The 23,686-nt window shown below is 61.8% G+C and carries 17 protein-coding genes and 2 pseudogenes; 8 read left to right on the top strand and 11 right to left on the bottom strand.

Translation table 11 applies throughout. From position 1 onward, the window contains the following. Positions 1–38: 38 nt before the first annotated feature. Both LFT44_RS08495 and LFT44_RS08490 read right to left on the bottom strand, forming a co-directional pair. Positions 39–836 carry a peptidase M56 family protein gene (locus LFT44_RS08495; RefSeq protein WP_236802195.1) on the bottom strand — a complete coding sequence of 266 codons (798 nt, stop codon included), beginning with the start codon at positions 834–836 and terminating at the stop codon, positions 39–41. Further along, positions 833–1,453 carry an RNA polymerase sigma factor gene (locus LFT44_RS08490; RefSeq protein WP_236802193.1) on the bottom strand — a complete coding sequence of 207 codons (621 nt, stop codon included), beginning with the start codon at positions 1,451–1,453 and terminating at the stop codon, positions 833–835. The genes LFT44_RS08495 and LFT44_RS08490 overlap by 4 nt, the downstream gene beginning before the upstream one ends. A 255-nt stretch (positions 1,454–1,708) precedes the next feature. Here LFT44_RS08490 and LFT44_RS08485 point away from each other — a divergent pair, with 255 nt between their 5' ends. Together LFT44_RS08485 and LFT44_RS08480 are read left to right on the top strand one after the other, a co-directional pair. Next, complete coding sequence (locus LFT44_RS08485) at positions 1,709–1,996, top strand: hypothetical protein (RefSeq protein ID WP_236802191.1); 288 nt, start codon at positions 1,709–1,711, stop codon at positions 1,994–1,996. Between the two features lie 1,103 nt (positions 1,997–3,099). Continuing rightward, positions 3,100–3,711 carry a hypothetical protein gene (locus LFT44_RS08480; RefSeq protein ID WP_236802189.1) on the top strand — a complete coding sequence of 204 codons (612 nt, stop codon included), beginning with the start codon at positions 3,100–3,102 and terminating at the stop codon, positions 3,709–3,711. A 191-nt stretch (positions 3,712–3,902) separates the two neighbouring features. Here LFT44_RS08480 and istB (LFT44_RS08475) read toward each other — a convergent pair whose 3' ends face one another. Then, the gene (istB, locus tag LFT44_RS08475; protein WP_236802187.1) at positions 3,903–4,721 is read right to left on the bottom strand and encodes an IS21-like element helper ATPase IstB; all 819 of its coding nucleotides are present in this window, start codon (positions 4,719–4,721) and stop codon (positions 3,903–3,905) included. Further along, positions 4,718–6,394 carry an IS21 family transposase gene (istA, locus tag LFT44_RS08470; RefSeq protein ID WP_236802185.1) on the bottom strand — a complete coding sequence of 559 codons (1,677 nt, stop codon included), beginning with the start codon at positions 6,392–6,394 and terminating at the stop codon, positions 4,718–4,720. The genes istB (LFT44_RS08475) and istA (LFT44_RS08470) overlap by 4 nt, the downstream gene beginning before the upstream one ends. A 151-nt stretch (positions 6,395–6,545) precedes the next feature. On the opposite strand from istA (LFT44_RS08470), the gene LFT44_RS08465 reads away from it, so the two are divergent. Next, positions 6,546–6,959 (top strand): four-helix bundle copper-binding protein, encoded by a 414-nt coding sequence (locus tag LFT44_RS08465; protein ID WP_236802183.1) that lies wholly within the window; start codon positions 6,546–6,548, stop codon positions 6,957–6,959. Positions 6,960–7,054: 95 nt separating this feature from the next. Here the strand turns inward: LFT44_RS08465 and LFT44_RS08460 are convergent, their stop codons facing one another. The 4 genes and pseudogenes from LFT44_RS08460 to LFT44_RS08445 form a co-directional block, all read right to left on the bottom strand. After that, the gene (locus LFT44_RS08460) at positions 7,055–8,275 is read right to left on the bottom strand and encodes a YibE/F family protein (RefSeq protein ID WP_236802181.1); all 1,221 of its coding nucleotides are present in this window, start codon (positions 8,273–8,275) and stop codon (positions 7,055–7,057) included. Positions 8,276–8,528: 253 nt separating this feature from the next. Further along, on the bottom strand, positions 8,529–8,978 hold the full coding sequence (locus tag LFT44_RS08455) for a hypothetical protein (RefSeq protein ID WP_236802179.1): 450 nt from the start codon (positions 8,976–8,978) through the stop codon (positions 8,529–8,531). A gap of 363 nt (positions 8,979–9,341) precedes the next feature. Then, complete coding sequence (locus LFT44_RS08450; protein ID WP_236802177.1) at positions 9,342–9,677, bottom strand: hypothetical protein; 336 nt, start codon at positions 9,675–9,677, stop codon at positions 9,342–9,344. Between the two features lie 464 nt (positions 9,678–10,141). Next, positions 10,142–10,574: pseudogene (locus LFT44_RS08445) on the bottom strand (DUF3515 family protein). A 1,476-nt stretch (positions 10,575–12,050) separates the two neighbouring features. Here LFT44_RS08445 and LFT44_RS08440 point away from each other — a divergent pair. The 3 genes from LFT44_RS08440 to LFT44_RS08430 all read left to right on the top strand — a co-directional run bounded on the left by LFT44_RS08440 (position 12,051) and on the right by LFT44_RS08430 (position 16,359). After that, positions 12,051–14,270 carry a transglycosylase domain-containing protein gene (locus LFT44_RS08440; RefSeq protein ID WP_236802175.1) on the top strand — a complete coding sequence of 740 codons (2,220 nt, stop codon included), beginning with the start codon at positions 12,051–12,053 and terminating at the stop codon, positions 14,268–14,270. An 863-nt stretch (positions 14,271–15,133) separates the two neighbouring features. After that, positions 15,134–15,694 (top strand): hypothetical protein, encoded by a 561-nt coding sequence (locus LFT44_RS08435; protein WP_236802174.1) that lies wholly within the window; start codon positions 15,134–15,136, stop codon positions 15,692–15,694. A gap of 71 nt (positions 15,695–15,765) precedes the next feature. Then, positions 15,766–16,359, top strand: coding sequence for a hypothetical protein (locus tag LFT44_RS08430; RefSeq protein WP_236802172.1), 594 nt, complete (start codon positions 15,766–15,768; stop codon positions 16,357–16,359). A gap of 288 nt (positions 16,360–16,647) precedes the next feature. Here the strand turns inward: LFT44_RS08430 and istB (LFT44_RS08425) are convergent, their stop codons facing one another. The 3 genes and pseudogenes from istB (LFT44_RS08425) to LFT44_RS08415 all read right to left on the bottom strand — a co-directional run bounded on the left by istB (LFT44_RS08425) (position 16,648) and on the right by LFT44_RS08415 (position 20,126). Further along, positions 16,648–17,466: an IS21-like element helper ATPase IstB gene (gene istB, locus LFT44_RS08425; protein WP_236802171.1), complete on the bottom strand. Its 819-nt coding sequence runs from the start codon at positions 17,464–17,466 to the stop codon at positions 16,648–16,650. Beyond that, a pseudogene (gene istA, locus LFT44_RS08420) lies at positions 17,463–19,138 on the bottom strand (IS21 family transposase). The gene istB (LFT44_RS08425) and the pseudogene istA (LFT44_RS08420) overlap by 4 nt, the downstream one beginning before the upstream one ends. A 367-nt stretch (positions 19,139–19,505) precedes the next feature. After that, positions 19,506–20,126: a M23 family metallopeptidase gene (locus LFT44_RS08415; RefSeq protein WP_236802170.1), complete on the bottom strand. Its 621-nt coding sequence runs from the start codon at positions 20,124–20,126 to the stop codon at positions 19,506–19,508. A gap of 607 nt (positions 20,127–20,733) precedes the next feature. Here LFT44_RS08415 and LFT44_RS08410 point away from each other — a divergent pair. Then, positions 20,734–21,873, top strand: coding sequence for a type II restriction endonuclease (locus LFT44_RS08410; protein ID WP_236802169.1), 1,140 nt, complete (start codon positions 20,734–20,736; stop codon positions 21,871–21,873). Positions 21,874–23,038: 1,165 nt separating this feature from the next. Continuing rightward, positions 23,039–23,500 (top strand): DUF6153 family protein, encoded by a 462-nt coding sequence (locus tag LFT44_RS08405; protein ID WP_236802168.1) that lies wholly within the window; start codon positions 23,039–23,041, stop codon positions 23,498–23,500. Positions 23,501–23,686: the final 186 nt, after the last annotated feature.

Below are 23,686 nucleotides of genomic sequence, written 5' to 3'. Positions count from 1 at the left end.
AGAAATGCCTCCTGCTCACAATTAGTGCACTTGTCCTGTCATGGTCTTTGAGAAGGCGACGGGTAGGAGGGTATGCCGCTTCCAGAGCCTGCTGCCATGAAAACGCCGACCTTGGTTTCGCCGTCACTAAGGAACACGGCGATCTCGTGTGAGGGGCGTGCAGTGCTGAAGTTCTTAGCCGCGTCCTCCGGGCTGGTGGGCATAGGGCCGCCGTGGAGGTCCTTGGCGTACACGTAGCCGTTCGCTCCGTTGGTGGCCGTCACGGCGATCAGATCCGGAACTCCGTTTTCGGGACTTTCCATGCCGTAGGTCTCACCCTTGGCGTTGACGCCGAGCTCGGTCCGTTCCTGCTTCACGTACTTGGCAGTGAGCTGCCATTGGCTACCGGGCTCTGTTTTGATCGTGACACTGTGCTGTCCTGGTTCAAGAGAGGTGGTGTAGCGGCAGGAATTTAAGCGTGCATCAGCTTCGAGTTCGGTGTAGCTGCAGCTGGCACCGTTGGGAAACTGAAACGAACCGGGAGTCAGAGCGGTGAGGGCCAGTTCGATGTCAGTGGTGCCTGCCGGTGGATCGCCGAGTTCCACTGCCGCGGTTCCGGTGTAGGTCTTCGTCACGGGTGAAGCCAAAGGCGTTACTTCCTGCCCGCCAGGAATCTGGAACACCCCGGACGCGGCCGCGCCGATACCGCCGAGCAGGCATGCGCTGGCCACCGCCCCGCCACCGAGCCAAAAACGGGTGTGCGTCCGCGGACGGACCGGGGCCGTTTGGTGAACCTGGGCGATAAGCTCCGCCCTCAGTGCCTTGCTGAATCGGTCATCGACATGGAGCTGGTTCATGACCGTTCTCCTTCCATAACTGAAGTTGGCTGGCTGCAGACGGCAGGAGCGCCCGATCTAGTGCTGCCAGTGAGGGCAGCTTTCATTCGTTGCTTCGCCCGGTGCATGCGCGTCTTAGCCGCCCCTGGCGTCATGTTCAAAACGGCTGCCGCGGCAGCGAGTGGGTAGTCCTCAAAAACGACCAGGCTCACCAAGTGCAGATCTTTAGCGCTGAGCGTTTCAAGAGCCTGAGCGAAGTCCTGGTCGAGGCTCTCTTGGTGAGCGGTGAAAAGGTCGGCTTCCAAGTGCTGTGAAGATGCCTCTGTGCGGGGTAGGGAGTCCAGCAGCTTCCGGTAGCGGAGGGCAGCTCGCCCGTTATTGCGGGCCATGTTCGTCGTTGTGACCAGCAGCCAAGGAAGGATAGACCCCTGCACTACACGGACTTTGGCACGCCGCCGCCACAGCTCAAGAAAGGCGGCCGCCATGACGTCTTCAGCGTCGTGATGGTTACCCACGAGCCGGTAAGCGTGGCGGAATACTCGGTCCCGATGCCTGTCATACAGCACACCGAATGCTTCGCCGTCACCCCGCAGGCTGCGGGACCAAAGGCTGTCCTCGTCACTTTCAAGGTTCCCCATGCTCTGAATTGTCCGGGATAGCCGAAAAGGTTACACAGAACGGAGAATTTCACAGAAACTCTTTTGAGCAGCCTGTACCGGGCGCCGTGAGTAAAACGTGACCATCCCTAGTATTGTGGCGCTCTTTCCCACGGCATACTCTTTGAGCCTGATCGGGAATTGGGGTGCGGTCGAATGGCCGGAAAAATCAGACTCTCCCTACTGAGCGTTATGCTATTGGCCCTTCTGGTTGCGTGCGCAGGTCCTACCGCGCCGATGACCGAAGCCTCCTCGGAGTCGCCGGCCCCAACTGCTTCCGGCATGCCAACCATGCTCTATACCCACTGCGGCATCAAGGAACTGCGCGTCGACGACACGTTCTTCCTTGCCGAAACACCATTGGACGACGGACAGGGCAATCCCCCTCCAGGATGGGGAAACCCTTACCAAGCCGGCACTGTGACCGTGTCCGGCTCAAAAGCTGTATTTCAGGATGAAAATGGCCACATCATCACTTTCCTTGCTCGTCCGGGTGCCACAGGTTTTCTCAACATCTGTTCCTAAGAGCCGATAGGACGCGCGGTAAAGTTCCTGGTCCAGACCACAATGGCTGCCTCCTCTGGTAGCTCGCCAAGAGCACCAATAAGTGTTCTCATAGTCGAAAGCACAGGGAATCCAGCACAGGGGGGGCGACCTTGAACGATAATCCCGAACCAGTCTTCGCACCCCGCAAAACCCTGCGTAAAACCACTACCGTTCTCCTGGGTTTCACAGCGGCGCTGTGCTGGTGGATCGGATTTGCGGGCACGGCCGCCGCAGGTGGTGGAGGCCAGATCTTCTTGACGATTCCGCTTCTGGCAACCGTTGGCACAGTCCTGATCGCGGCCTGGCGCCCAAGCAAGACGAACGTCTCCCGCGGCCTCCCCCGTCATAAGGTAAGTGGAGGGCGGGCTTCCAAGCCCAACTCCGCCGTTGTCCTCCTCGGTTTCACCGCCGGGCTGTGTTGGTGGGTAGGAATCACCGCCGTAGCCACTACCGGAGGTGGAGCACAAATCTTTCTCGTATTCCCCACCTTGGCCACACTGGGAACCTTTCTAGCAGCTCTGTACGCGCGCGGACGGAAAACACGAAAGCATCTTCTCACTCAATGAAGCGTCGATGGGCACTTCTCCTTGCAACCGGCATCGTTGCGGCCGTGTTGACGATCATCGCTGTGAACGGAGGCATCCCTCGTGTTCCTCGGGTGTGCCCAGCCATGGGTTATGCCTATACGGGTCCCGTGGAGTTGGTCTTCTCCACTCCGCCGGCGGCAGTTGCAGCTTGTTTTGGAGAAGGGTGCATGCCGGAGCCGGTGGCACAGAACGATGAGCGGAAGTGGCTGGTGCCGCAATCCGCGCCTTACCTGACCGAGCCCGTGAGCGTCACCTCGATCCATGTGGAAGCGACAGATGCGCTCGGCGACCGAACAGCGGCTGACTTGCCAGTAGAAACGGAATCCACCGGAGAACATCCCTTCGGAGTCGGGTGCGGGGGCCCTTTCAGATTTAAGCCCGTCCAGGTCGTCTCTAACTGAAGGTGTCGGGTAAAGGATCCTTCATGTACCACTGCATAAACTGAGGCGCCGTCCTGTACTTTCCGCCCACGACGTGCCGGCGTAGCGTGAGGGCATGATGGAGCAGACGCGGTGCCATCCGCTCGGACTGGTTCCTTTGATCCTGCTGCTGGCTGGATGCACCGGCGGCGGCACTCCGGCGCCGGACGCTGCGAGCGACTCCCCGCATTCGTCGTCCACGGCCCCAACCTCCGTCGCGGCACTTCCTCCGCCTGCGGGGCATTACGAGGCGGGATGCCTGCAGGGCCAGACCGACGCTGCGGGGTTCAGCCCGTCCGGGGAAAGGCTCTTCAACGTCGATCCGCTGTTCATCAGGGACAACTTCTCCCAGACCAGCGATGGCACAAAGCAGCTCATGAACGGCGTTCAATGGATGAAGGATCCGTACTGGCTGCGTGCCGGGCAGACGGTCACCGTCACCGTGGCGTCGGAGCAGCAAAAAACCGTGGGACTCGTGGCCGAGTATGGGGCGACGGAGGGCAACACGTCCGTGACCTTCACGGCGTGCCCGGAGGAGAAGACCCCGTACACCTGGTGGCCCGGCGGCTTCCTGGTCCACGGAACGGAGACCAGGTGCATAAGGCTGAGCGTGGAGGTGGCGGGGGCCGAGGGGGCCAGAAGGCCTGTCATCCCCGTCGGTTCCGCCCCGTGCCCCACGTCCTGGTGAGGGCCTGAAGGATTCCGTCAGACTGTCGCGCCCTGTCCCAAGTCACAGGGGTGGGGTCAGTTCCATGCCACGGAACGATGTTTATCTCGCATAGACCGGAAATCCGTGGTCGTATCTCACGGCGCGCCAAACCTCATCTGCTCCGCCCACCAGGGGAGCGGAGACACCGGCAACCAGCCTAGTTCCAGCGATTAGCTAGCGGCTTGTTGGTTGAGGGTGTGGGCAAGGCGGTAGGAGTCGGTGCCGGTTTCGATGATGGTTCCGTTGAAGGTCAGCCGGTCCACGATGGCGGCGCAGAGGCGCGGGTCGGTGAAGGTTTTGGTCCAGCCGGAGAAGGATTCGTTGGACGCGATAGCGATGGAGTTCTTCTCTTCGCGTTCGGTGAGGACCTGGAAGAGGAGTTCGGCGCCGCGGCGGTCCAGTTCCATGTAGCCCAGTTCATCGATGCAGAGCAGGTCCACCCGCCCGTAGCGGGCGATAGTCTTTGCCAGGACTTTCTCATCGGCGGCTTCGACGAGTTCGTTTACGAGCCGGGTGGCGAGGGTGTACTTGACCCTGTAGCCCTTCTCGGCGGCGGCAGTGCCGAGCCCGATGAGCAGATGAGATTTGCCAGTCCCGGAGTCCCCAATCAGGCAGAGGGGTTGTCCTTTACGGATCCATTCCCCGGTGGCCAGGGTGTGGATGGTAGCGGGGTTGATGTTCGGGTTTGCATCGAAGTCGAAGTCCCCGAGCCACTTGTCCCGGGGAAAGTTCGCGGCTTTTACGCGGCGGATCGAGGAGCGCCGGTCCCGGTCGTCGCACTCGGCCAGCAGCAATTCGGCCAGAAAGCCTTGGTAGGAGAGTTGTTCCTTCCCCGCGACGATGAGGGCTTCATCGAGGACTCCGCGGATGGTGGGTAGGCGCAGCCGCCGGCAGGCCTGGTCCACGGCGGCGACCGCTGCCTGCTCGGTCAGGCCGCGCCGCCGGCGCAGGGTCGGGGTGATTGCGGTCGCCGGTGTGGTGGGGCTCATGAGATGTTCTCCTTTGACGCGGTTCCTGCGGGGTATTCGGAGCGTTTGGCCAGCAGCTCGTCATAGGCATTGACCGAGGGAAGGGGACGGATGTCTGGCGGGAGCCCGGCGATGACGGCGGCGGGGTCCATGAGTCGGCGTTGGGTGAGACTGACAACCCGTTGCACTTTCTCTTCAGCATGAGCACCGGGATGACGGTCGGAGCTGGCCCCACCCAGGGACGAGGTCGTGGCGTGTCTGCGGGCTTCGACCGCGACGACGTCGGCGCTGACCGCGCCCACTCCCAGCGCCGCGCTGATCCCTGCATGAATGTCTGTGGCATTCATGGACCGGTGGAGGAGCAGGACGTCGATGAGTTCCCGGGTCCCGTCGGCGTCGCCGTTGACCCGGCGGGACGCGGCCCAGAAGGCTTCGTGGGCGGAGGTGAACGCCCCGGATTCCCGCGCTCTGGCCAAAGCGGTGGAGCCGGGGAGGGCTCCGGGTTTGGTTTTGAGGACTTCGAGATAGTGATCCAGCTGGACCGATTGACCGGACCGGGCGGCGACCCGCTGATGCCTGGCGACCACGGTGCGGCCATCGAACACCACGACCTCGGACGCCCGCAGCGAGACCCGGAGCCTCCGGCTGATGAACCGGGCTGGGACGGAGTATTTCACCATTCTGACTGTGATCATCGAGGACCTATCGACCCTCGGGTTCAGCACCAGGCCAGGATCAAATTCCTCGGCCGGCAACGGGGCCAGGAATGGCCGTTCGATCTCGAAGCCCTGGCCTATGGTGCTGATCCTGTCGTTGATCCGCCGGGCCTCGTCCTGGGCTTCCCAAGCCCGTATCCGGTCGTTGAGCTCATCCAGGGAGTCAGCGACCGGCATCGGTGAAAGCCGGTTGCGGCGGAACCAGCCCACCTCACCCTCGACGCCGCCCTTTTCATGGGCGCCTGCGATGCCAGGCTGGCAATAGAAGGGATCGAAGCCGTAGTGCGAACGGAACAGCACCCACCGGTCGTTCTCCTGGCGGTGCCGGCCCTGTCCGAACACCACAGCGGTGACCGCGCTAGTGAGATTGTCGTAGCGGATGTGTTTGGTGGGGATGCCTCCCAGAACTTTGAAGGCCTCGATGTGCCCTTCGAGGAAGGCTTCCTGGGCCTGGGTCGGGTAGATCCGGTGGATTGCTCTGCCCGAATGCGATAGCCGGAAGATGAACATGTGGCACTTCGTTTTCGCCCCGTTCAGGACGACATAGACCTCGCCGAAGTCCACCTCGGCCTCCGCGCCTGGAGCATGTTCCTGAGGGACGAACACTTCGACGCGGCGGCCGGCCTCGACATCGATCTGGGCTCGACGGACCCTTACGTAATCACGAACTGTCGAATACGACAGCTCCTGCGCACCGTGCTCTTCGACGAGGCGGGCCAAAATGCGGCGGGCGGTGTGGCGCTGCTTTCGCGGTGCCGTCGTGTCCTCGGTCAGCATCGTGTCGATCGCGCCCTTGAACGGCTCGAGCCTCCAGGACACACCTTGTCTCTGTTTGCGCTCCGGAGGTGCAGCTGAATCCAGTGCCTGTCTCACCGTCCGTCTGTGAACTCCATACCTGAGCGCCAATGCGCGAACCGACAGGCCCTCAACCCGGGCGTCCCTTCGGATCTGCGCGAACAACTCCACTCTCGACTCCATCCAGCCCAGCCTTCCGCCGCATCCATCCACTGATGAATCCAACGTTGAAGGTGGGGCCACAAATAACCGTCACAAGTGCCCGGCGAGTCATGAAGTGGGGCCAGATATAACCGTCCTACCGGGGCCATCCAAACCTGTCACAGCCAAAGAAATGACACACGGCACAACCCATAAGCTATTGGATGCTTACCCTAAGGACCTGGGCGGCATTGACCAACACAAACTGGCCGAATGCATTGCAGCCTGTTATGACTGCGCCCAAGCCTGCACTGCATGCGCAGATGCCTGCCTTGGTGAGGACATGATCGCTGAGCTGGCCAAGTGCATCCGCACGGATCTGGACTGCGCCGACCTGTGCATAACAACAGGCAATATCCTCTCCCGCCACACGGGCTACGACGCCAATATCACCCGGGCCGTGCTTCAGGCCTGCGCTACCGCCTGTAAAGCCTGCGCGGACGAATGCGAACGGCACGCCGGCATGCACGAGCACTGCCGGATCTGTGCCGACGCCTGCCGGCGCTGCGAGACAGCGTGTAACGAGATCCTCGCCTCACTCGGCTAAGTATTCCCAACAGCGGCGGGGCGCGTTGCACGCCAGTGCGCCCCGCCGTTCACCCGGCGCTTCCCGGGCAACCGTTGGCTGGTCCCGGTGACCGCTCATGTCCGGGATGCGGCCGGGCTGGGCAGAGCTTGCCCGTCGTTTGCCTTGACCACCAGTACTGCGATGAGGGTGGTGACCGGGATCGCAAGTACCAGACCCACAGAGCCAACCAGGGTGCGAACCACCTCCTCTGACATCTCGGCACTGGTCAGCGCCTCACCCAGAGGGCGGCCGCTAAGCATCACAATAATCAGGATGGGCAAGGCGGCCCCGGCGTAGGCGAAAGCAATGGTGTATACCGTCGAGGCAATGTGGTCGCGGCCGATGCGCATGGCTGAGGCGAAGAGGCCACGTGCGGATGTCTCAGGAGCAAGTTCATAGAGTTCCCATACCGCAGATGACTGCGCTATCGTCACGTCGTTCAGTACTCCAAGCCCGGAGATGATCAGGCCGCACAGGATGATCCCGGAGATTGAGACGTTGCTCGAGACGCTGGACAGGGTCGCAGCTTCGAAACCCGATTTGCCCCAAAGATTTGCAGCGTCGGTTGACCAGGCGGCCAGCAATGCTGTCGTCCCCAGCCCGAAGATCGTCCCCAGCAGAGCCGTGGACGTGCGGGCGGAAAACCCATGGGCGAAGTACAGCATGCCTGTCATGATGGCGGTAGATCCCACGAGCGCCAGCAGCACGGGAGGCTTGCCTTCTGTCAAACCAGGAAGTATGAAAGCGGCCAGCACGGCAAAGGCCCCGATTAGTCCCACAAGGGCGCGCAGTCCCCGCCATCGTGCGACGGCGACCACCACGATGGCATACAGGATGGCAAACAACAGGATCGGCACCGTACGGACAAAGTCCACAAAGATGTAGTGCGGCGTGGCAGGGTTGGCGGCGATACCAGGGGACGCTGTCAGATTCAGATAGGTAATGCTGTCACCTGCCCTGACGCCCCGGGACCTTACAACATCAGGATTAATGCTTACTTTGACGGGGCTGCCGCCTCTGTCCGGTTCGGTGAAGGCGAATACGCATTCCGGGGATCCGGGCACCCGACGTTCCAAGTCTGTCCCCTGAGCACAGTTTTCCTGAACCACGCGCTGAACCCTGCCACTGTCAAAGGTTGCTCCCGGCGCACCCGCGTAAGGGTTGTTAAGGGTGATGTCTTCCCGGCTGCCCGATGGCCACATCAAGAGCATGACCACCAGAGTAATGAGAGCCAACGGCGCGAGGATGGCAAGGAGCAGCCGGTTCGCCCGGCGCTTGCTCCCGGTCCCGGTCACGTTGCGTCCTGCCCGGCATGTGGGCTTGCCTGCATCGGCAGTCTCAGCATTTAGACCTCATCGGACAAACTTTATCTGAATCACCCCTGCAACTGGTTCCAACCTCCGTGAGTATGAACAACCGGAGGCCGCGGCAGGGCGCGTCAATCTGGCGCAGGGACGTGACCACCGGCCCCGCCATGAAGCTGATGGGTGTGGTTTGGAGGCACGGGCTGAGCACGGGCTCATTGACCCGTCTTTGCTGACAGCGAAGTTATGCTCCGGGCGGTGTTTTTCGTGCCCGTAAGGTGCGTAAAACAGCGGCCGTCACTACTCCTCCCGCCATAATGACAAGGCAGCCCGCGCCTCCATAGAACAGAGGTGACGCAATGGCCGGCACCTGCTGCCCAGCGTCTGCAGCGGTAGTAACCGTCAGCCAGTATCCGGCGGTGGCTGCGGTCCACAAAGCACCTGCCACGCAGACAACCCACGTCACCGGGGAGAACCAGCGACTGCCTGGCCGGTAGGAAAGGGCAACTGCCACGGCAGTCATTCCTGCTGCGGCCAGGATCAGCCCTGCGAACAGGAACCGGCCGGCCAGAATTCCGAGGAGAATGCCCACGGCAGCGACCAGCATCAGCCGCCGGGCGGAGAGGGGCATGCGCGGGCGGGAATCGGGAGACGTTGGTACCTGGTGCTGGAGACTTTCATCCCGATCGAACATGTTTTTCCTTGATTTCGGTCATTGCCCGGAGGGTGTCGCAGGCGACAAACAGGCAGGGCTGGACAACTGGACGTTTCCCTGACCACCCTACTCACAACGGTGCTCATGTAGAGGGTGGTTAGGGCGACGGTCCGTGAGGGTTGGGGAGTGCACCTGAGGTCAGTAGGGCTTCTCCCGTGTGGAGCAGTGGTTTCAGCAGTCTGAGCGGGACTTCGTTCATCAGCGCTGAAGGCTTCGAGGGCGTGGTGTCGGACCCGCCGAGGTGGTCGCGGATGAAGTGAATGGCCTTTCTGGCACCGAGCGGGGCCGGTGTTGCAGGAGGCAGCAGTACTGTCTGTGCAAGGGGGGCGGGTGCTCTACCTGTCACCCTCGTGCGGTAGGGCCTTGGTGGCCCGAGTTCCTGGACCGGCGCTGCGTCAGGTAAAAGAGTCCTCCGGCCACAGCCAGCAGCGCCCCGGCGATGCCCACTGTCAGGGGCGCGTTCTCATTATTCGGCGATTTGAACTGACCCTCCGAGGCATCGGCCGGGACCGTTCCGGTCGCGGAGCTGGCAGCTGCCGGGGAAGTTGATGACGGCGCGGGACCGGCACCACCATGGTTCATCCCGGGCATGCTGCTGCCGGAGCCGGCCGAGCAGCTGGTCAGGGCGATAGCGGCGGCAACGGCAACCGATGTGATGGTCCTGTACTTCTTGTTCATGGATGTTGTCCTGATACATCAACGACGCAGGAGCGTCTTCGTGGGCATTGAGCTGAAAAGGGGTCGAAAAGCTACAGGCCGGCCTCGGGCCTGGCTGGCAGCAAGGAGTCCGCCAGAACTTTCCACAGCGTCCAGCGGGACGGGGAGGCCCGGCTGTGCGGTCATACGTCGGACTGAGATCATGTCCTGCCGGTGCTTTGCTCCGGTGAAGCTTCGTTTTGCCCGCCGCTGCAGGGTGGCCGTCGCTCCATTCCAGCCTTGACGTGATGGGCTGTGCGGGGCAGGCTAAGCGTCGGCGGGCTTGTTGTCTTCCGGCAATCCGGGACGGGAAGTTGTGATTTCCTGGCGGAAGCTCCAGATGCACGAGGCTCCATTGATGGGTTTAACGGGCCCGAACGGTGGTTTCCGGTAATAATGCCTTGACTCGGTGCGGGGCGGGGCTCACTCGTGGACACCTTCCTGGTTCACCTGCTGTCTTCCTGCCCGAGCCAATTTCGTTCTGCACGGATCTTTCCTACCGGGGCGGAAAGATCCGCCAGGACCGCCGCCGAAGGGAGCCGGTCCGGGGTCAGGAGAACTTCGGTGCCAGGATCTCGGCCAAAGGTCGTCTGTCCACACCGTATCCCCTTCCTTAATCAGCCAGTCGATGCCCGTTGACGCTAACGCACCTGTCCGGGGTGGGGCCAGGGACGTTGACGCCGCAGTGGAGGATCACCCGGCAGGGATCTCCCCATGCAGCTGTTGCCTGGCTGTTGGTCTTGCGCGACGTCGCATCCCCATCATATTTGGCAGGGCCACCATCATCGGCGCGCATGCCGGGTTTGCCGCGTCCTTCGCAGATTTTATGTCCACTACCTGGGAACATGCCGTACGAGAACCACTGCAGCCGCCGCACAGATGCCGAACCCGCCGAAGCGCCCGGCCGGGGAGGTAACTCTGTGCCGCAGGGGCATCTCTACACTCTAGAGGATGCCTGGGCCAGGGCCGGTGCAACCCGGCATGGCTATCGGACACCGGGCTGCGGGCTGGCCTGGACTAAACAGGGCAGTCCCCCGCCGGGAAGTGCACCGGGACCGGCCAACGGCAAAGCGAAGCAGACGCCTGCGAGAAAGGATTTCCCGAAACGGACCCTTCCCAACCCCGACACCGTGGGGCAGCCCATTCCGCCACTACGTACCGGCGGGCCCGAAGTACACGGCACCTGCGGCGCCTACCGCTACTCTTATACGTGCCAGTGCTTTTGCGGAAGGAGGAACCATGACAGTGGCCCGATTCGGCTCCGTCGCGTCGTTTCTCCGGCAGGCGGGCCTGATGACCGTTCTTCTGGCGGTTGCCACCGCTATTGTGGCTCTGCACTTGTTGTCCGGCGCTCATGCCACGGCTGCTGATACCGGGGCTCTGACAGGCCCGAACCTCCCAGCCGCCGCCGATAGTACTCATTCCCCCGCTTCGTCTTCTGGTGGGGTTGAAGTCGGCGCCCGGTCTTCCTGCACTACTGCCGCTGATTGCCCGGACATGTCACACACCGCTTCAAGTTGCGTTCTGTCCGCCGGCAAAACGGCACCGTCGCCCCAGCCACCGGTTGCAGCGTTTGGCACTCATGCTGCGCCGAGGGCTCATTCCGCGGGCCTCCCCTACGTCTATCTGGGCGCTGCGCCGTCGCCGGGCGACTTCTGTGTCAGCCGGACATAAAACAATCAGCCGCAGATAAAACGCTCTCCCATGGCAGCCTGGGGCCGCTTCTGCAAACCTGCATGACGTGTCCCCTACTGCGACGCACTAAAACCGGGCCTTCACTCCCCTTACGACACCCAGGCCTACTCCGATCTGGAGTACCGATTCCGGACCCCTGATCCATCCTCATCGCCCATCCCGTGATTCAGCGTCCGGCAGGCCCGTAGGAAGTGGCATCGCCCTCCCGCTGCTCTCCGCACTGCCCCCGCGACCCTGAAAAGCCGGGGGTCCAACACGGGACCCACTCCAGGGCTGGACGGAAAAGCACCCCTCCTACACGACCAGGATCTCGACGTGAACCATCCACCTTCCGCCTTGGGCCGCCAGTGTTTTCTTGGTCCGAAGTCCGCAGCTGTTTCGGCCGCCATCCTCCGTTTCCGTCCCGGGCAGCTCCGCGGCCCCCGACTCTCCGCCGTGGGACCCATATTGCCTCTGTAACAGCACTTGAAGCCCAGCGTCGCCGGGCGGGACAACGTTGTCCCAGCGGGCTTGAAGAGTAGCGCGGCCAAAGCCGGATACGGTGCAGCCGGACCGCGCAGCTGGGTAACCGGGCACAAAGCCCGGTGGCCTGGACAGTACCGGGGCAGCGAAGACCGAATTGAATTTCAGCAAGCATAAGAACTGTAGAAGGGAAACGTTATGACTATTCCATCGACTGGGCGATGGTCCGGCACCTGGGTAAGCGGGCAGGGGAAGCTGATCGCTTTTGTGGCGGCGAGCGTCCTGGCCGGCGTGCTGGTGGCCGGTTTGTTCGTGCCCGGGGCAGCCGTGGCAGGGGCAGCCCTGAGCGGATCCAATGCGCTGTTCGCCAGTCTCCCGGCCGAACTGGCGGTCGAACCTCCTTCACAGTCCACCAAGGTCCTGGCCGCGGACGGACAGATCATTGCCACCTTTTACGCGGAGAACCGCTCCAGTGTTCCGCTTGATGCGATGTCCCCTTACCTCAAAGACGCCATCGTGGCGATTGAAGACAGCCGGTTTTTCGAGCACGGCGGCGTCGACGGGCAGGGTATTCTGCGGGCCCTGACACGCAACCTCGCCACAGGTGGCCGGCAGGGCGCCTCCACGCTGACCCAGCAGTATGTCACCAACGTCATCAACGAATCCCTTGCTTCTTCGGGCCGCGACTCCGAAATAGTTCTCAACGGGCAAAAGGAAATTGGCGACAAACTGCGGGAGATGAAGCTGGCCATCGCCCTGGAAAAGAAGTTCTCCAAGGAACAGATCCTCGAGGGGTACCTGAACATTGTGTTCTTCAACCGGGACGCCTACGGCGCCGAAGCTGCGTCCCGGTACTACTTCAATACCACGGCGAAGGAACTGACCCTGCCACAGGCCGCCCTGCTTGCGGGGCTGGTGAACAGCCCGAGTTTCTACGATCCGGCCGTGAACCCGGAAAAATCCATTGCCCGCCGCAACCAGGTCCTGGGCAACATGCTTGCACAAGGGAAAATACAACAGGCAGAGTACGACGCCGCCGTCGCGACAGGACCGGACCTGCACCTCACCCCCTCACGGCAAGGCTGCGCCGGTGCTCAAATGGCACCGTACTTCTGCAACTACGTCGCACGGCTGGTGTTGAACGACCCGGCCTACGGCTCCGACGTCACAGAACGGGAACGGAGGCTCTACCGTGGCGGCCTGACAATCACCACCACCCTGGACAGCAGACTGCAGAACGCCGCGCAACAGCAGGTCGACGTCAGCGCCGGGCCAAACCTTGACAAGTGGGGTGCGTCCCTTGTCACCGTGCAGCCAGGAACCGGGAAAATCCTGGCAATGGCTCAAAACACCGTGTACCTGCCGCAGGACGGGAAATTCGACACCCAGCTGAATTTCAATGTCGACGCCAAAGACGCGGCAGGGAACGACCTCAACGGGGCCGGAGGCTTCCAGCCCGGATCCACCATGAAACCGTTCACCTTCGCCCAATGGCTGAACGAGGGCAAAAGCATCACCGCGACAGTGGATGCGTCCAAACGCGTCTACCCGGTCGGGTTCCCGTGGAAATCGACGTGCGGGAAGGTTTCCGGCGCCTACAGCACGGCCCAGAAAGCTGCCCGTCTGGATGCCGCAGACGACCTGCAGAACGCTGAGGAAGGGTTCTACCGGCCCATGCCGGTGAATTACGGTCTGTACAACTCCATCAACACCGCCACCTTCGCCTCCGCAGCGCAGCTGGACTTCTGCGGGATCCAGAAAGTAGTCGACGCCCTCGGGGTGCGCAACGGCCTGGACGGCACGCCCGTAAACATCCATCAACTCGGCAACCTCCTGGGAGCCACCGGCGTATCACCCTTGAACATGGCCAACGCCTACGCAACGTTCGCCAAAGACGGTCAATACTGTGAACCCCGGGCCCTGGTTCGCATCACACAGGCCGACGGAAGCGAACTCCCCGTCCCGGAAACCACCTGCCGCGAGGCCCTCAAACCGGACGTGGCCAAGGGCGTGAATTACGTACTTCAAGATGTCCTCAAACGAGGCTCCGGGGTATACATCACACCTAAAATCCCCGCCGGGATACCGGCCGCCGCTAAAACGGGCACCTCAAACAACAACGGCGCCACCTGGGTTGTGGGTTACACCCGAGGACTCGCTACAGCCTCCTTCTTCGGGGACGCGCTGGAGGGACAGCAACGAGCAGGACAAAACGTAACAATCAACGGCAAATTTTATAAAGGCATCGACGGGTACATGATTGCCGGTCCACAATGGGCAAATTACATGTCCCAGGTAGCCGGCCTGTACTTAACCGAAGCATTTCCCGAACCGCCCGAGACGATGCTCAAGAACCCACCCTCAAGCCCATCCACCACCGGCACGAGGCCGACTCCTTCCACCTCGCCGTCACGCTAACCCCGGTTGGGGAGGGCGAGGCGCGGCGGTTGCATGCACGGGTACCGTCTCACGACGCGGCGGGTTCTGCTGCCTGAACGTGTGAGTATGTCAACTCTATTTGGCCCCGGCAGGACGGTTATTTCTGGCCCCGCGTGGGCTATCAGCATCCTCTTGCCGCCAGCCCGGTCTGAGGGTCTTCCTGTTGAGGGAAAGTCTCCCCAACTGTGCAGCCATCGGTTTATGTGAAGCTCCCTAGAGGGAAGAGAGGAGCTTTATCAAGGGACGGCCCTTCACGAACATGGAACGGGGTCCTGTCCTAACGGCTGTCGGGCGAGTCGTTCTCCAGGGTGGACAAAGACGTTCGCTGATCCCCGGCTATCGCCGCAATCGTGGACTGGCGCACGTTCAACGGCTGCAACATTGAAACCGGCGCGGACTCCTACTGCCTTGCCATACCAAACAGCAGTCTTAACAAAGCCGAGCCCGGCATTTGGAAAGGTAATTTAGCTCTTAGGTCACCGTTGCGACGGCCCCTTCTTCCCTCGTCCGAAAACAGCCAGCTACGCGGCGGCGTACACCTGGACGGCCCTTTCTAGGAGTCAACGGGGCTGGTCTGCTTGGCGACCCGGTCCGACCGGGCATATCGGGGGCGTCGTGACGGCGTTGCGTTCACTCACTGAAAGCTCCCCGACTCACAGTGCCGGGCCAGCGGGTACCACCTCAGCAGACCCGCCGCTGCACGGGCATTACCAAATGATTCTTCGGTAGCAGCTACGTGGAATCTTCTATGAGTCAACGCGGGGCTATTGTGCTGCTAGATTCTGAGCGCTAGTCTCTGGCCACCACATGAATTTCCATGTGGGATTCTATTTGGGGGAATCATGAACAAACGCCTTTTGCGTCATAGTTTTTCGGCCGCCGCGGTGGCCTTTTTTCTTGCATTCGCATCGGGCGGCGTAGCCCACGCGGATCCAGACAAAAATGGCATCACAGACACGTGGACAGCCGCGAAGGGGCAGCTAAAGAAGCAGGACGTACTGTCCGAATCCACCACGCAGACCATGCATATTACGGGCTTCGACGAAAAGGTAGCCAACGACAATGGCTACGAGATCATCAAAGATGCCAATGGTAAGGCGGTCGGAAGCAAGAAGAAAGGCGAAATAACCACCAACGCCAACATCATCTGGGGACCGTGCGGCGAGTCTCATGTGTACTACAACGCCACAGGCGGTGGATGGACGACTGCAACCACTGGATTCTCGCTTTACAACACACCTCTCTCCATGGGCTGGACGGTCGCCGTCGTCGATAACGCCGGCGTTGCTTCACGTCGTTGGAGCATGCCGTGGTTCTGGTCGAGCTGGCAGGACACATTACAAGCTGGCACTCTGTCAATGGTTACTCCTATGCTTACGTATCCGAAAGTTGGGTCTTGTTAAACACTGGCTCCATTTGCACAACGGGTAGTCCGTCAGATGGCGCAAACGTCTATTGGTAGAGGGCAGCCCTGATGCATTTCGCCAAAGAGGAATGGTCGGTTCACGAAGCACGGTGGGATCTGGACCTCGACGTGGCGCTCTGGTTTCGAGAGTACCTGCGAATCAAGGCAGCTTTGCCAGCTCAAATGCCTGGCCCTCTAACGCCGCCACAGACCGTCACGTCCAACCAGCCTCCTTCCCTAGAATTTCAAGAAGGCTGGGAAGCATGGTGGTCCGGGTTGACTTCCTCACCTCCAGGTACTGAACCGGGAGGAGTCGCAGGATATGCAAGGGACGAATACCAGGCACTGGCAAGCTGGCCCAATCTGAGGAGTGTAGTACTAGATGCCGTGCCGGTCGCAGAGAGATGGCACCGCGACCGAAAAAGTGCGGCATTGAACAGTTGGCAGCCTGATCTTCTCCTCCTGGAGATTGTGAAAGCTGTTGAGGATTCATTAGGGCATGAATTGGCACCCTTCCGAATCGACCTTCTCCTGCTTCCCATCCAGACGACCGAAATTTGCGAAGTGATACCAGGTCGCTTCATGCTCTCGGAAGACCAAAGAGAAGCGTTCCTTCGTTCTAATCTGTTCAGAAATACAATAAGAACGTTTGGTTCCAACTGAAACTGGCGTAACTACAACCAGCCACATGTGGTAATAACGTTGAAGCGGGCACGGTTAAACCGCCTGCCCGCTTCAACTCCCTCCACTTTGTCCCAGAATTCCGCCCGTCAGAGACAATGGAAAGAGGATCCGGCGTGTAACGGAACGTTTCTCGCTCATTTTCGCGGCGTAAAACGCCGTTGATTGCCGGCTGAATGATTCCCGTTTCTTGACAGCGCCAATCACTAAAAACAATTGTGCTACCAGCCGCGGCCCGAGGGTGGTTGCAGCTAACTGGCCTACCAGTCCTCAGCTGGCGGTCTGTTGGGCGATGGTGTGGGCGAGGCGGTAGGAGTCGGTGCCGGTTTCGATGATCGTGCCGTTGAAGGTGAGACGGTCCACGATGGCGGCGCAGAGTCGGGGGTCGGTGAAGGTTTTGGTCCAGCCGGAGAATGACTCGTTTGAGGCGATGGCGATGGAGTTTTTCTCTTCCCGTTCGGTGAGGACCTGGAAGAGGAGTTCGGCGCCTCGGCGGTCCAGTTCCATGTATCCGAGTTCGTCGATGCACAGCAGATCGACGCGGCCGTAGCGGGCGATGGTCTTGGCCAGGACCTTTTCATCGGCAGCTTCGACAAGTTCGTTTACGAGCCGAGTGGCGAGGGTGTACTTGACCCGATAGCCCCTCTCTGCGGCGGCGGTGCCGAGTCCGATGAGCAGGTGGGATTTGCCGGTCCCGGAGTCTCCAATCATGCAGAGGGGTTGTCCTTTGCGGATCCATTCCCCGGTGGCAAGGGTGTGGATGGTGGCGGGGTTGATGTTCGGGTTCGCATCGAAGTCGAAGTCCCCGAGCCACTTGTCTCGGGGAAGGTTCGCGGCTTTCACGCGGCGGATCGAGGAGCGTCGGTCCCTGTCGTCGCACTCGGCCAGCTGCAATTCGGCAAGGAATCCTTGGTAGGAGAGTTGTTCCTTCCTCGCGACGGAGAGGGCTTCATCGAGGACCCCGCGGATGGTGGGCAGGCGCAGCCGGCGGCAGGCCTGGTCCACGGCGGCAACTGCTGCCTGTTCGGTCAGGCCGCGGCGCCGGCGCAGGGTCGGGGTGATGGTGGTCGCCGGTGCGGTGGGGGTCATGAGATGTTCTCCTTTGACGCGTTTCCTGCGGGGTGTTGGGAGCGTTTGGCCAGCAGCTCGTCATAGGCACTGACCGAGGGCAGGGGCCGGATGTCAGAGGGGAGCCCTGCAATGACGGCGGCGGGGTCCATGAGCCGGCGTTGGGTGAGACTGACAACCCGTTGTACTTTCAATTCGCCGTGAGCACCGGGATGACGGTCGGAACTGGCCCCACCCCGGGAAGATGCCGCGGCGTGTCTGCGGGCTTCGACCGCGACGACGTCGGTGCTGACGGCGCCCACTCCCAGCGCCGCGGTGATTCCCGCGTGAATGTCTTCGGCATCCAAGGACCGGTGCAGGAGCAGGACGTCGATGAGTTCACGGGTCCCGTCGGCGTCACCGTTGACCCGGCGGGAGGCGGCCCAGAAGGCCTCGTGCGCGTTGGTGAACGCCCCGGACTGCCGCGCCCTGGCCAAAGCAGTGGAGCCGGGAAGGGCGCCGGGTTTGGTTTTGAGGACTTCGAGATAGTGATCGAGCTGGACTGACTGACCGGACCGGGCGGCGAGCCGCTGATGCCTGGCGACCACGGTGCGGCCGTCGAACACCACGACCTCGGACGCCCGCAATGAGACCCTGACCCTTCGGCCGATGAAGCGGGCCGGGACGGAGTACTTCACCATCCTGACCGTGATCATCGAGGACCTATCGACCCTCGGGTTCAGCACCAGACCGGATCGAATTCCTCGGCTGGCAGCGGGGCCAGGAGCGGCCGTTCGATCTCGAAGTCCTGACCGATGGTGCGGATCCTGTCATTGATTCGCCGGCGATCGTCCTGGGCTTCCCATCCGCGGATGCGGTCGTTGAGCTCGTCCAGGGATTCAGTGACTGGCGTGGGCGAGAGTCTGTTGCGCCGGAACCAACCCACCTCACCCTCAACCCCGCCCTTTTCATGGGCCCCTCCGATGCCAGGCTGGCAATAGAAGGGATCAAAGCCGTAGAACGAACGGAACAACACCCACCGGTCGTTCTCCTGGCGCTGCCGGCCTTGCCCGAACACCACAGCGGTGACGGCGCTGGTGAGATTGTCCTAGCGGATGTGTTTGGTCGGGATACCGCCCAGAACGTTGAAGGCCTCGACGTGGCCCTCGAGAAAGGCTTCCTGGGCCTGGGTCGGGTAGATCCGGTGGATGGCTCTGCCCGAATGCGATAGCCGGAAGATGAACATGTGGCACTTCGTCTTCACCCCGTTCAGCACGACATAGACCTCGCCGAAGTCCATCTCGGCTTTGGCGCCCGGCGCGTGTTCCTGAGGAACAAACACCTCAACGCGGCGTCCGGCCTCCACATCAATTTGGGCCGGACGGACCCTTACGTAATCACGCACCGTGGAATACGAGAGCTCCTGCGCACCGTGCTCTTCGATGAGCCGGGCCAGGATCCTTCGTGCGGTATGGCGCTGCTTCCGAGGAGCCGTTGTATCCTCGATCAGCATCGCGTCGATCGCGCCCTTGAACGGCTCCAGCCTCCAGGAGACACCTTGTCTCTGTTTGCGCTCCGGAGGGGCAGCTGAATCCAGTGCCTGCCTCACCGTTCGTCTATGAACTCCGTGCCGGACCGCCAACGCGCGAACCGACAAGCCCTCAACCCGGGCGTCCCTTCGGATCCGCGCGAACAACTCCACTCTCGACTCCATCCAGACCAGCCTTCCGCCGCATCCATCCACTGATGGATCCAACGTTGAAGGTGGGGCCACAAATAACCGTCACAAGGTGCCCGGCGAGTCATGAAGTGGGGCCAGATATAACCGTCCTACCGGGGCCCTCCAAACCTGTCACAGCCAAACGTGGAAAACGCTCGACAGGGGTGCCAGGTGTGCAGGTCGCCGGGCTGCCGCGGGCAGGTGTGACAGTAAGGCTTGGGCCCGGCGACCATCGCACCGGTACCGGCCAGGTGTCCCAGTCGTGGAGACACCGATGCGTGCAACTGCGCGGTTCGACCCGCGCAGTTTCACTCCTTAAGTCGAAGACGGTCTTCGACGCGGCCGGACGCCGGAATGTGGCCTACAGATAGGGGGCGGGGTTTACGGTGCGGTCGTTAATTACGACCTCGAAATGAAGGTGGCAACCGGTCGAGGCGCCGGTCGTTCCAACGCCGGCGATCTGCTGGCCCGGTGCCAGGGCTTGGCCTAAGAAGACGCCGACGCTGGCAAGATGGTTATAGGTGCTCTTCAGGCCGTTGCCATGGTCCACGACGATCCGGTTTCCACTGCCGTAGGGGCTCCACCCAGCCTCGACGACAGTGCCGGAACCTGCAGCGAAGACCGCCGTGGAACACGCGGAGGCCAAGTCAATCCCAGTATGCAGCTCGGCCGCGGCACCAGTAATGGGGCTGACCCTGAAACCGAAAGGCGAGGTGACATTTATCGATGACAACGGAGCACGCAGGCTCTGCGGTCCAGTGACGGCAGCCATGGCGGGGGCAGCTTCGGCCGGCTCTACTTTGGGTGGCTCTGCCGCGGGTTGGGAAGTGACCGGTGACCGGTCAAAAGTCAGCGCCACGCCTGCCGCCGCCGTGACGGGGGCTTCAGCCACCGGCCCTGTCCCTGCCGCGGGAGGGACGATGGCCGTGACCACCGGACCCGAATCGGCGTGACCTGCCGACAGGGCGGTGAAAGCAACCATTCCTGCAACTGTGGCAGCCACCCCCAATTGCGGTCCGCGGAGCTGAAGCAGCATCCGTGTCCCGTTACGGCGCCGTGATGGTACGGGAACTGCCCTGCGACGGCCGCGTGAAGATTGGGCAAACAAGTAAGGTCCTCTCGGGGCCAGTGAAGTTAGCTGTTGCATGCGGAACAGCGGACTGTCCTGCCACCATTGCAAGACGGGAAACGCCTCCGCGGAGGCTGAGCATCACCCACGGGAACCCAGCATGGCCTCCACCCCTGTTGCAGTAAGCGTCCAGCCACCGCCGGGGTTTGACGAGATGTTCTGCTCATCCGCTGATCTGCGAACCACTCAACCTTAGCGAAGCATTCCTGTCCGTTACAAATCCGTTATCGTTTTCGGCTTTGTTGCAGCAGGTCCTCCTGTGTTCCCTGAGCCAGTGGATAATCGTGCGGTGACCATCGTTTCAGAGACAGCCCCTGGTTCTTCCTTTCCCTTTGATGAGCCCGCTGCCCGCGACCTCATGACGCGGTGGCGGGATGACCCCTCCGGCACTTACCGCACCTGGTTCCTCTGGCCTGAGCGGATTAAAAACTTTCGATCCCTGCGCCGCGGGATCGAGCAGGTGAGCGCGGAAATCGAGGCGGGGAGTTTCGGAACGGCCTATAAGGGATCATCACTGGAAACAGTGGTCCATGGGGTCGCGGAGCAGCGCCAAATCTTCAAAGGGGCCGATCATGCCTTCCTGTGGAAGCCGAAGCTGCGCATCCCGGATATTTATGAGGACCGGGAGAACCAACTCGCGTTTGGACGAATGCTCGAAGCGTGCAGGTGCTGCACGGGGGAGGCGCCGCTGCTTTCCGCCGTGCAGGCTTTCGCGGACCGCAAAGTCAAAGGGATGGGCCCGGCGGCAGCAAATCTGCTCTATTTTCTCCACCCAACTCTCATGCCGCCGTTCAATACAGCAATCGTCCGCGGCTACAACGAACTCACGGGGAGCAAAGTGAAGCTTGGCAGCTGGGACGAATACCTGTCGATGCGGCGAGGCATCCTCACCATCAATGAACGTTTCCGGGATTTGCTCTCAAACGACCTGGGCGCCATTGCCGGTCTCCTGTTCGACATCGGCGCCGGGCGCTACCCTGCGCCCCCACGTCCCGGAGTGCCCGAGGCAGGGCTGCTGCAGTGGCGTGCCGAGCTTACGCGTGCCCGCGATGAGGCGAGGATTGACAAGGCGATAGTTGCCGCGGAGCGGGAGGACTTAACGCACGCAGAAGTGCAGGGCTGGCTCCGTGATCTTGGGCTCGCGTTGGGCTTCGATGTCTGGATTGCCAGCAACGACCGGGGGCGCAGTTATGGAGGTGGCCGGTTGGCCGACGGCTGCCTCAGCGTGCTGCCGGAGGCGCTGACGTCCCTGGCCGCAGCGGACGCAGTCCGCCTGATTGACGTCCTGTGGTTGGAAGGCGGACAGGTTTCGGCCGCTTTCGAGGTCGAGCACAGCACTTCAATTTACTCCGGGATAGTGAGGATGCTCGACCTTGCCCTCTCGGGCGAGAGCGCAGCGCTGCAAGCTCTCTATCTGGTCGCTCCGGACAAGCGCGAGGAGGACGTCCGGGCCCAACTCGTCAGGCCGGCGTTCAGCCGTGTTGCTGATCTTCACGTCCGCTATCTTCCCTACAGCGAACTGGATCAGCACCGCAACGCCATCGCACGCTTTGGCCGCGGTCTGCATCCGATCGAACAGCTGGCCAGGAGGCTCTCCTAAGAGGTCGCCCCACTGTTCCTCCTCCCTGGCCCCCGCGCCGGGTAAAAATTCATCAGCAGTCCCTGGCAGTTCATGCGTTCCCACTGTGACTCCATCCAGGGAGACCGTAAGGCAGCGCGTGGATCAGGCTCCCTCTGATCACTGTCACGTCGCTTGGGGGCCCAACACAGAACCAGGCCAAAGCTCCAGGGCAAAGGGGAACATCCTCAGTGGCCTGCAGAGACCGGGAGTCGTGCCTGGTTCTGATTCAAGCCGCAATACCGTCCTGGATCAACCTGCCAGGGCCACCCACTCCGGGCCCAGCGGAGGCCGGATGAATGACAACGTTGCAAACAGGTGAGCGCTTGTAGCTTGCCGACTTTGATGATCTTCGCGAAGAGTGAAACTGCCTCTAAGGTGCAGTTGGGTGCCGGTCCTGGAACTCCGGTGGCAACTCCTGATTCACGCGCGCTGCTGAGTCCGGATCGCAGGTGCGAAGCGCCTCCCGTGTCACCATGAGCAGTGAAAGTGTGGTGCCGGTCTCGTCGTCGATAGGAAAGCTTCCCTCGGGGAACTGCCGGACGAAGGAAACAATCGCGCCGACACCGGAAGCGACGAGGGTTGGGCGTGACTCATCGCCTGTCGACCTGCACAAATCCCCAATTCGGTGCAGGACCTCATGCACCTGCTGCACCCTCTCCGGTGGCGCTGAGCTGACCGCCTGCGGCTGGTTCGCGACGGGTCCTGAAGGTGAGGATTGGGCACGGAGATTAGCCGTGGCGAGAACCCCGAAAGCGAAGACCGACCCAAGAACCAGGGCAGCGAGTAACGCGACCAGCAGCGCCAGTAGGGGACGAGGCCTCCCCCTCGTACTCACAGCCCAGCCTGCTGCCCGCTACCCCACCAGCGCTTCACTCGACTGCCCCTGCATCGTGTCATATCAGGTGTTGGTGGCAGATATTGGGTGTCTGACGATCTCAAACGGGACTCCTTCGGGTCCCTCCAGCCTACCCGAGAGGTGTTACCGGTTCACTCGGACGAACTCGGGCAACCACGATGAAACCACACGTCACACCAGCTTGGCACAGACAGCTCCTGCCTTAGTCCGTGGCACCAGGTAAAGGCCGTCACGAGCCGACACGGTATCCTTGACGGCAGTTAACATCTGCCCGGAAGGAGGAAGGCCATGGTGGCACCAGCAGCGGGCCGGTCCATGGCCTCGGCGTCCTTAGGCCCGGCCGCCCTGATGGCAATGGTGATTGCCCTCCTCGCCGGGATCGTGGGCATGCACGCCCTGTCGGGCACCTATGGTGCGTCAGGAGCGGTCACCGAGCGAGGAATAATTGCCCTGCCAACGCCTGGCCTACAGGCCCCGACAGCCACTGGTTACACGGGCAGCTCAGCAGCCGTGGCAGCGCCTCAGGCATCCACCGAGCCTGCCTCAAGCTTCGAATTCCTGAGCTGTGCCGTGGCGGGAACGGGCGAAGGCTGCATCCTGTCCTCCAATACAACATCTTTCGCAGCTTTTCCTCCCAGCCCTGCATCCCTTCCCGTGATGCACGCCCCCACCGCAATTGGCCCCACTGCCGGAAGACGTGACACCACCCCAGGTCCTTCTCCCGGTGACCTTTCCATCAGCAGAACGTAAACGGGACCAGCAAACAGCGGCCGTTTGCCCGCAGCTCAACGCCAAGCCTACAAATAGATCCCTGGCCCATCTTCCCTCCGGGCCATTTCGCTGACCCCGGCACGTATCTCTTGCCTGCCCCGCCCCAAAAAGACTCCACAAACCCTTCCGCCGGCGCCGACCACCTCATCTTCGATGACGTGGACC

The sequence above is a fragment of the Arthrobacter sp. FW306-05-C genome (assembly GCF_021801725.1).
In the GTDB taxonomy this organism is placed as follows: domain Bacteria; phylum Actinomycetota; class Actinomycetes; order Actinomycetales; family Micrococcaceae; genus Arthrobacter.
The sequence above is the reverse complement of the archived record's forward strand: the minus strand, read 5'-3'. Positions and strand labels throughout refer to the sequence as shown.

What these genes read in the sequence shown, in the direction of transcription:
- LFT44_RS08495 (WP_236802195.1), bottom strand. Translation starts at nt 836, where the DNA reads ATGAACCAGCTCCATGTCGATGACCGATTCAGCAAGGCACTGAGGGCG.
- LFT44_RS08490 (WP_236802193.1), bottom strand. Translation starts at nt 1,453, where the DNA reads ATGGGGAACCTTGAAAGTGACGAGGACAGCCTTTGGTCCCGCAGCCTG.
- LFT44_RS08485 (WP_236802191.1), top strand. Translation starts at nt 1,709, where the DNA reads ATGACCGAAGCCTCCTCGGAGTCGCCGGCCCCAACTGCTTCCGGCATG.
- LFT44_RS08480 (WP_236802189.1), top strand. Translation starts at nt 3,100, where the DNA reads ATGATGGAGCAGACGCGGTGCCATCCGCTCGGACTGGTTCCTTTGATC.
- istB (WP_236802187.1), bottom strand. Translation starts at nt 4,721, where the DNA reads ATGAGCCCCACCACACCGGCGACCGCAATCACCCCGACCCTGCGCCGG.
- istA (WP_236802185.1), bottom strand. Translation starts at nt 6,394, where the DNA reads ATGGAGTCGAGAGTGGAGTTGTTCGCGCAGATCCGAAGGGACGCCCGG.
- LFT44_RS08465 (WP_236802183.1), top strand. Translation starts at nt 6,546, where the DNA reads ATGACACACGGCACAACCCATAAGCTATTGGATGCTTACCCTAAGGAC.
- LFT44_RS08455 (WP_236802179.1), bottom strand. Translation starts at nt 8,978, where the DNA reads ATGTTCGATCGGGATGAAAGTCTCCAGCACCAGGTACCAACGTCTCCC.
- LFT44_RS08450 (WP_236802177.1), bottom strand. Translation starts at nt 9,677, where the DNA reads ATGAACAAGAAGTACAGGACCATCACATCGGTTGCCGTTGCCGCCGCT.
- LFT44_RS08440 (WP_236802175.1), top strand. Translation starts at nt 12,051, where the DNA reads ATGACTATTCCATCGACTGGGCGATGGTCCGGCACCTGGGTAAGCGGG.
- LFT44_RS08435 (WP_236802174.1), top strand. Translation starts at nt 15,134, where the DNA reads ATGAACAAACGCCTTTTGCGTCATAGTTTTTCGGCCGCCGCGGTGGCC.
- LFT44_RS08430 (WP_236802172.1), top strand. Translation starts at nt 15,766, where the DNA reads ATGCATTTCGCCAAAGAGGAATGGTCGGTTCACGAAGCACGGTGGGAT.
- istB (WP_236802171.1), bottom strand. Translation starts at nt 17,466, where the DNA reads ATGACCCCCACCGCACCGGCGACCACCATCACCCCGACCCTGCGCCGG.
- LFT44_RS08415 (WP_236802170.1), bottom strand. Translation starts at nt 20,126, where the DNA reads ATGGTTGCTTTCACCGCCCTGTCGGCAGGTCACGCCGATTCGGGTCCG.
- LFT44_RS08405 (WP_236802168.1), top strand. Translation starts at nt 23,039, where the DNA reads ATGGTGGCACCAGCAGCGGGCCGGTCCATGGCCTCGGCGTCCTTAGGC.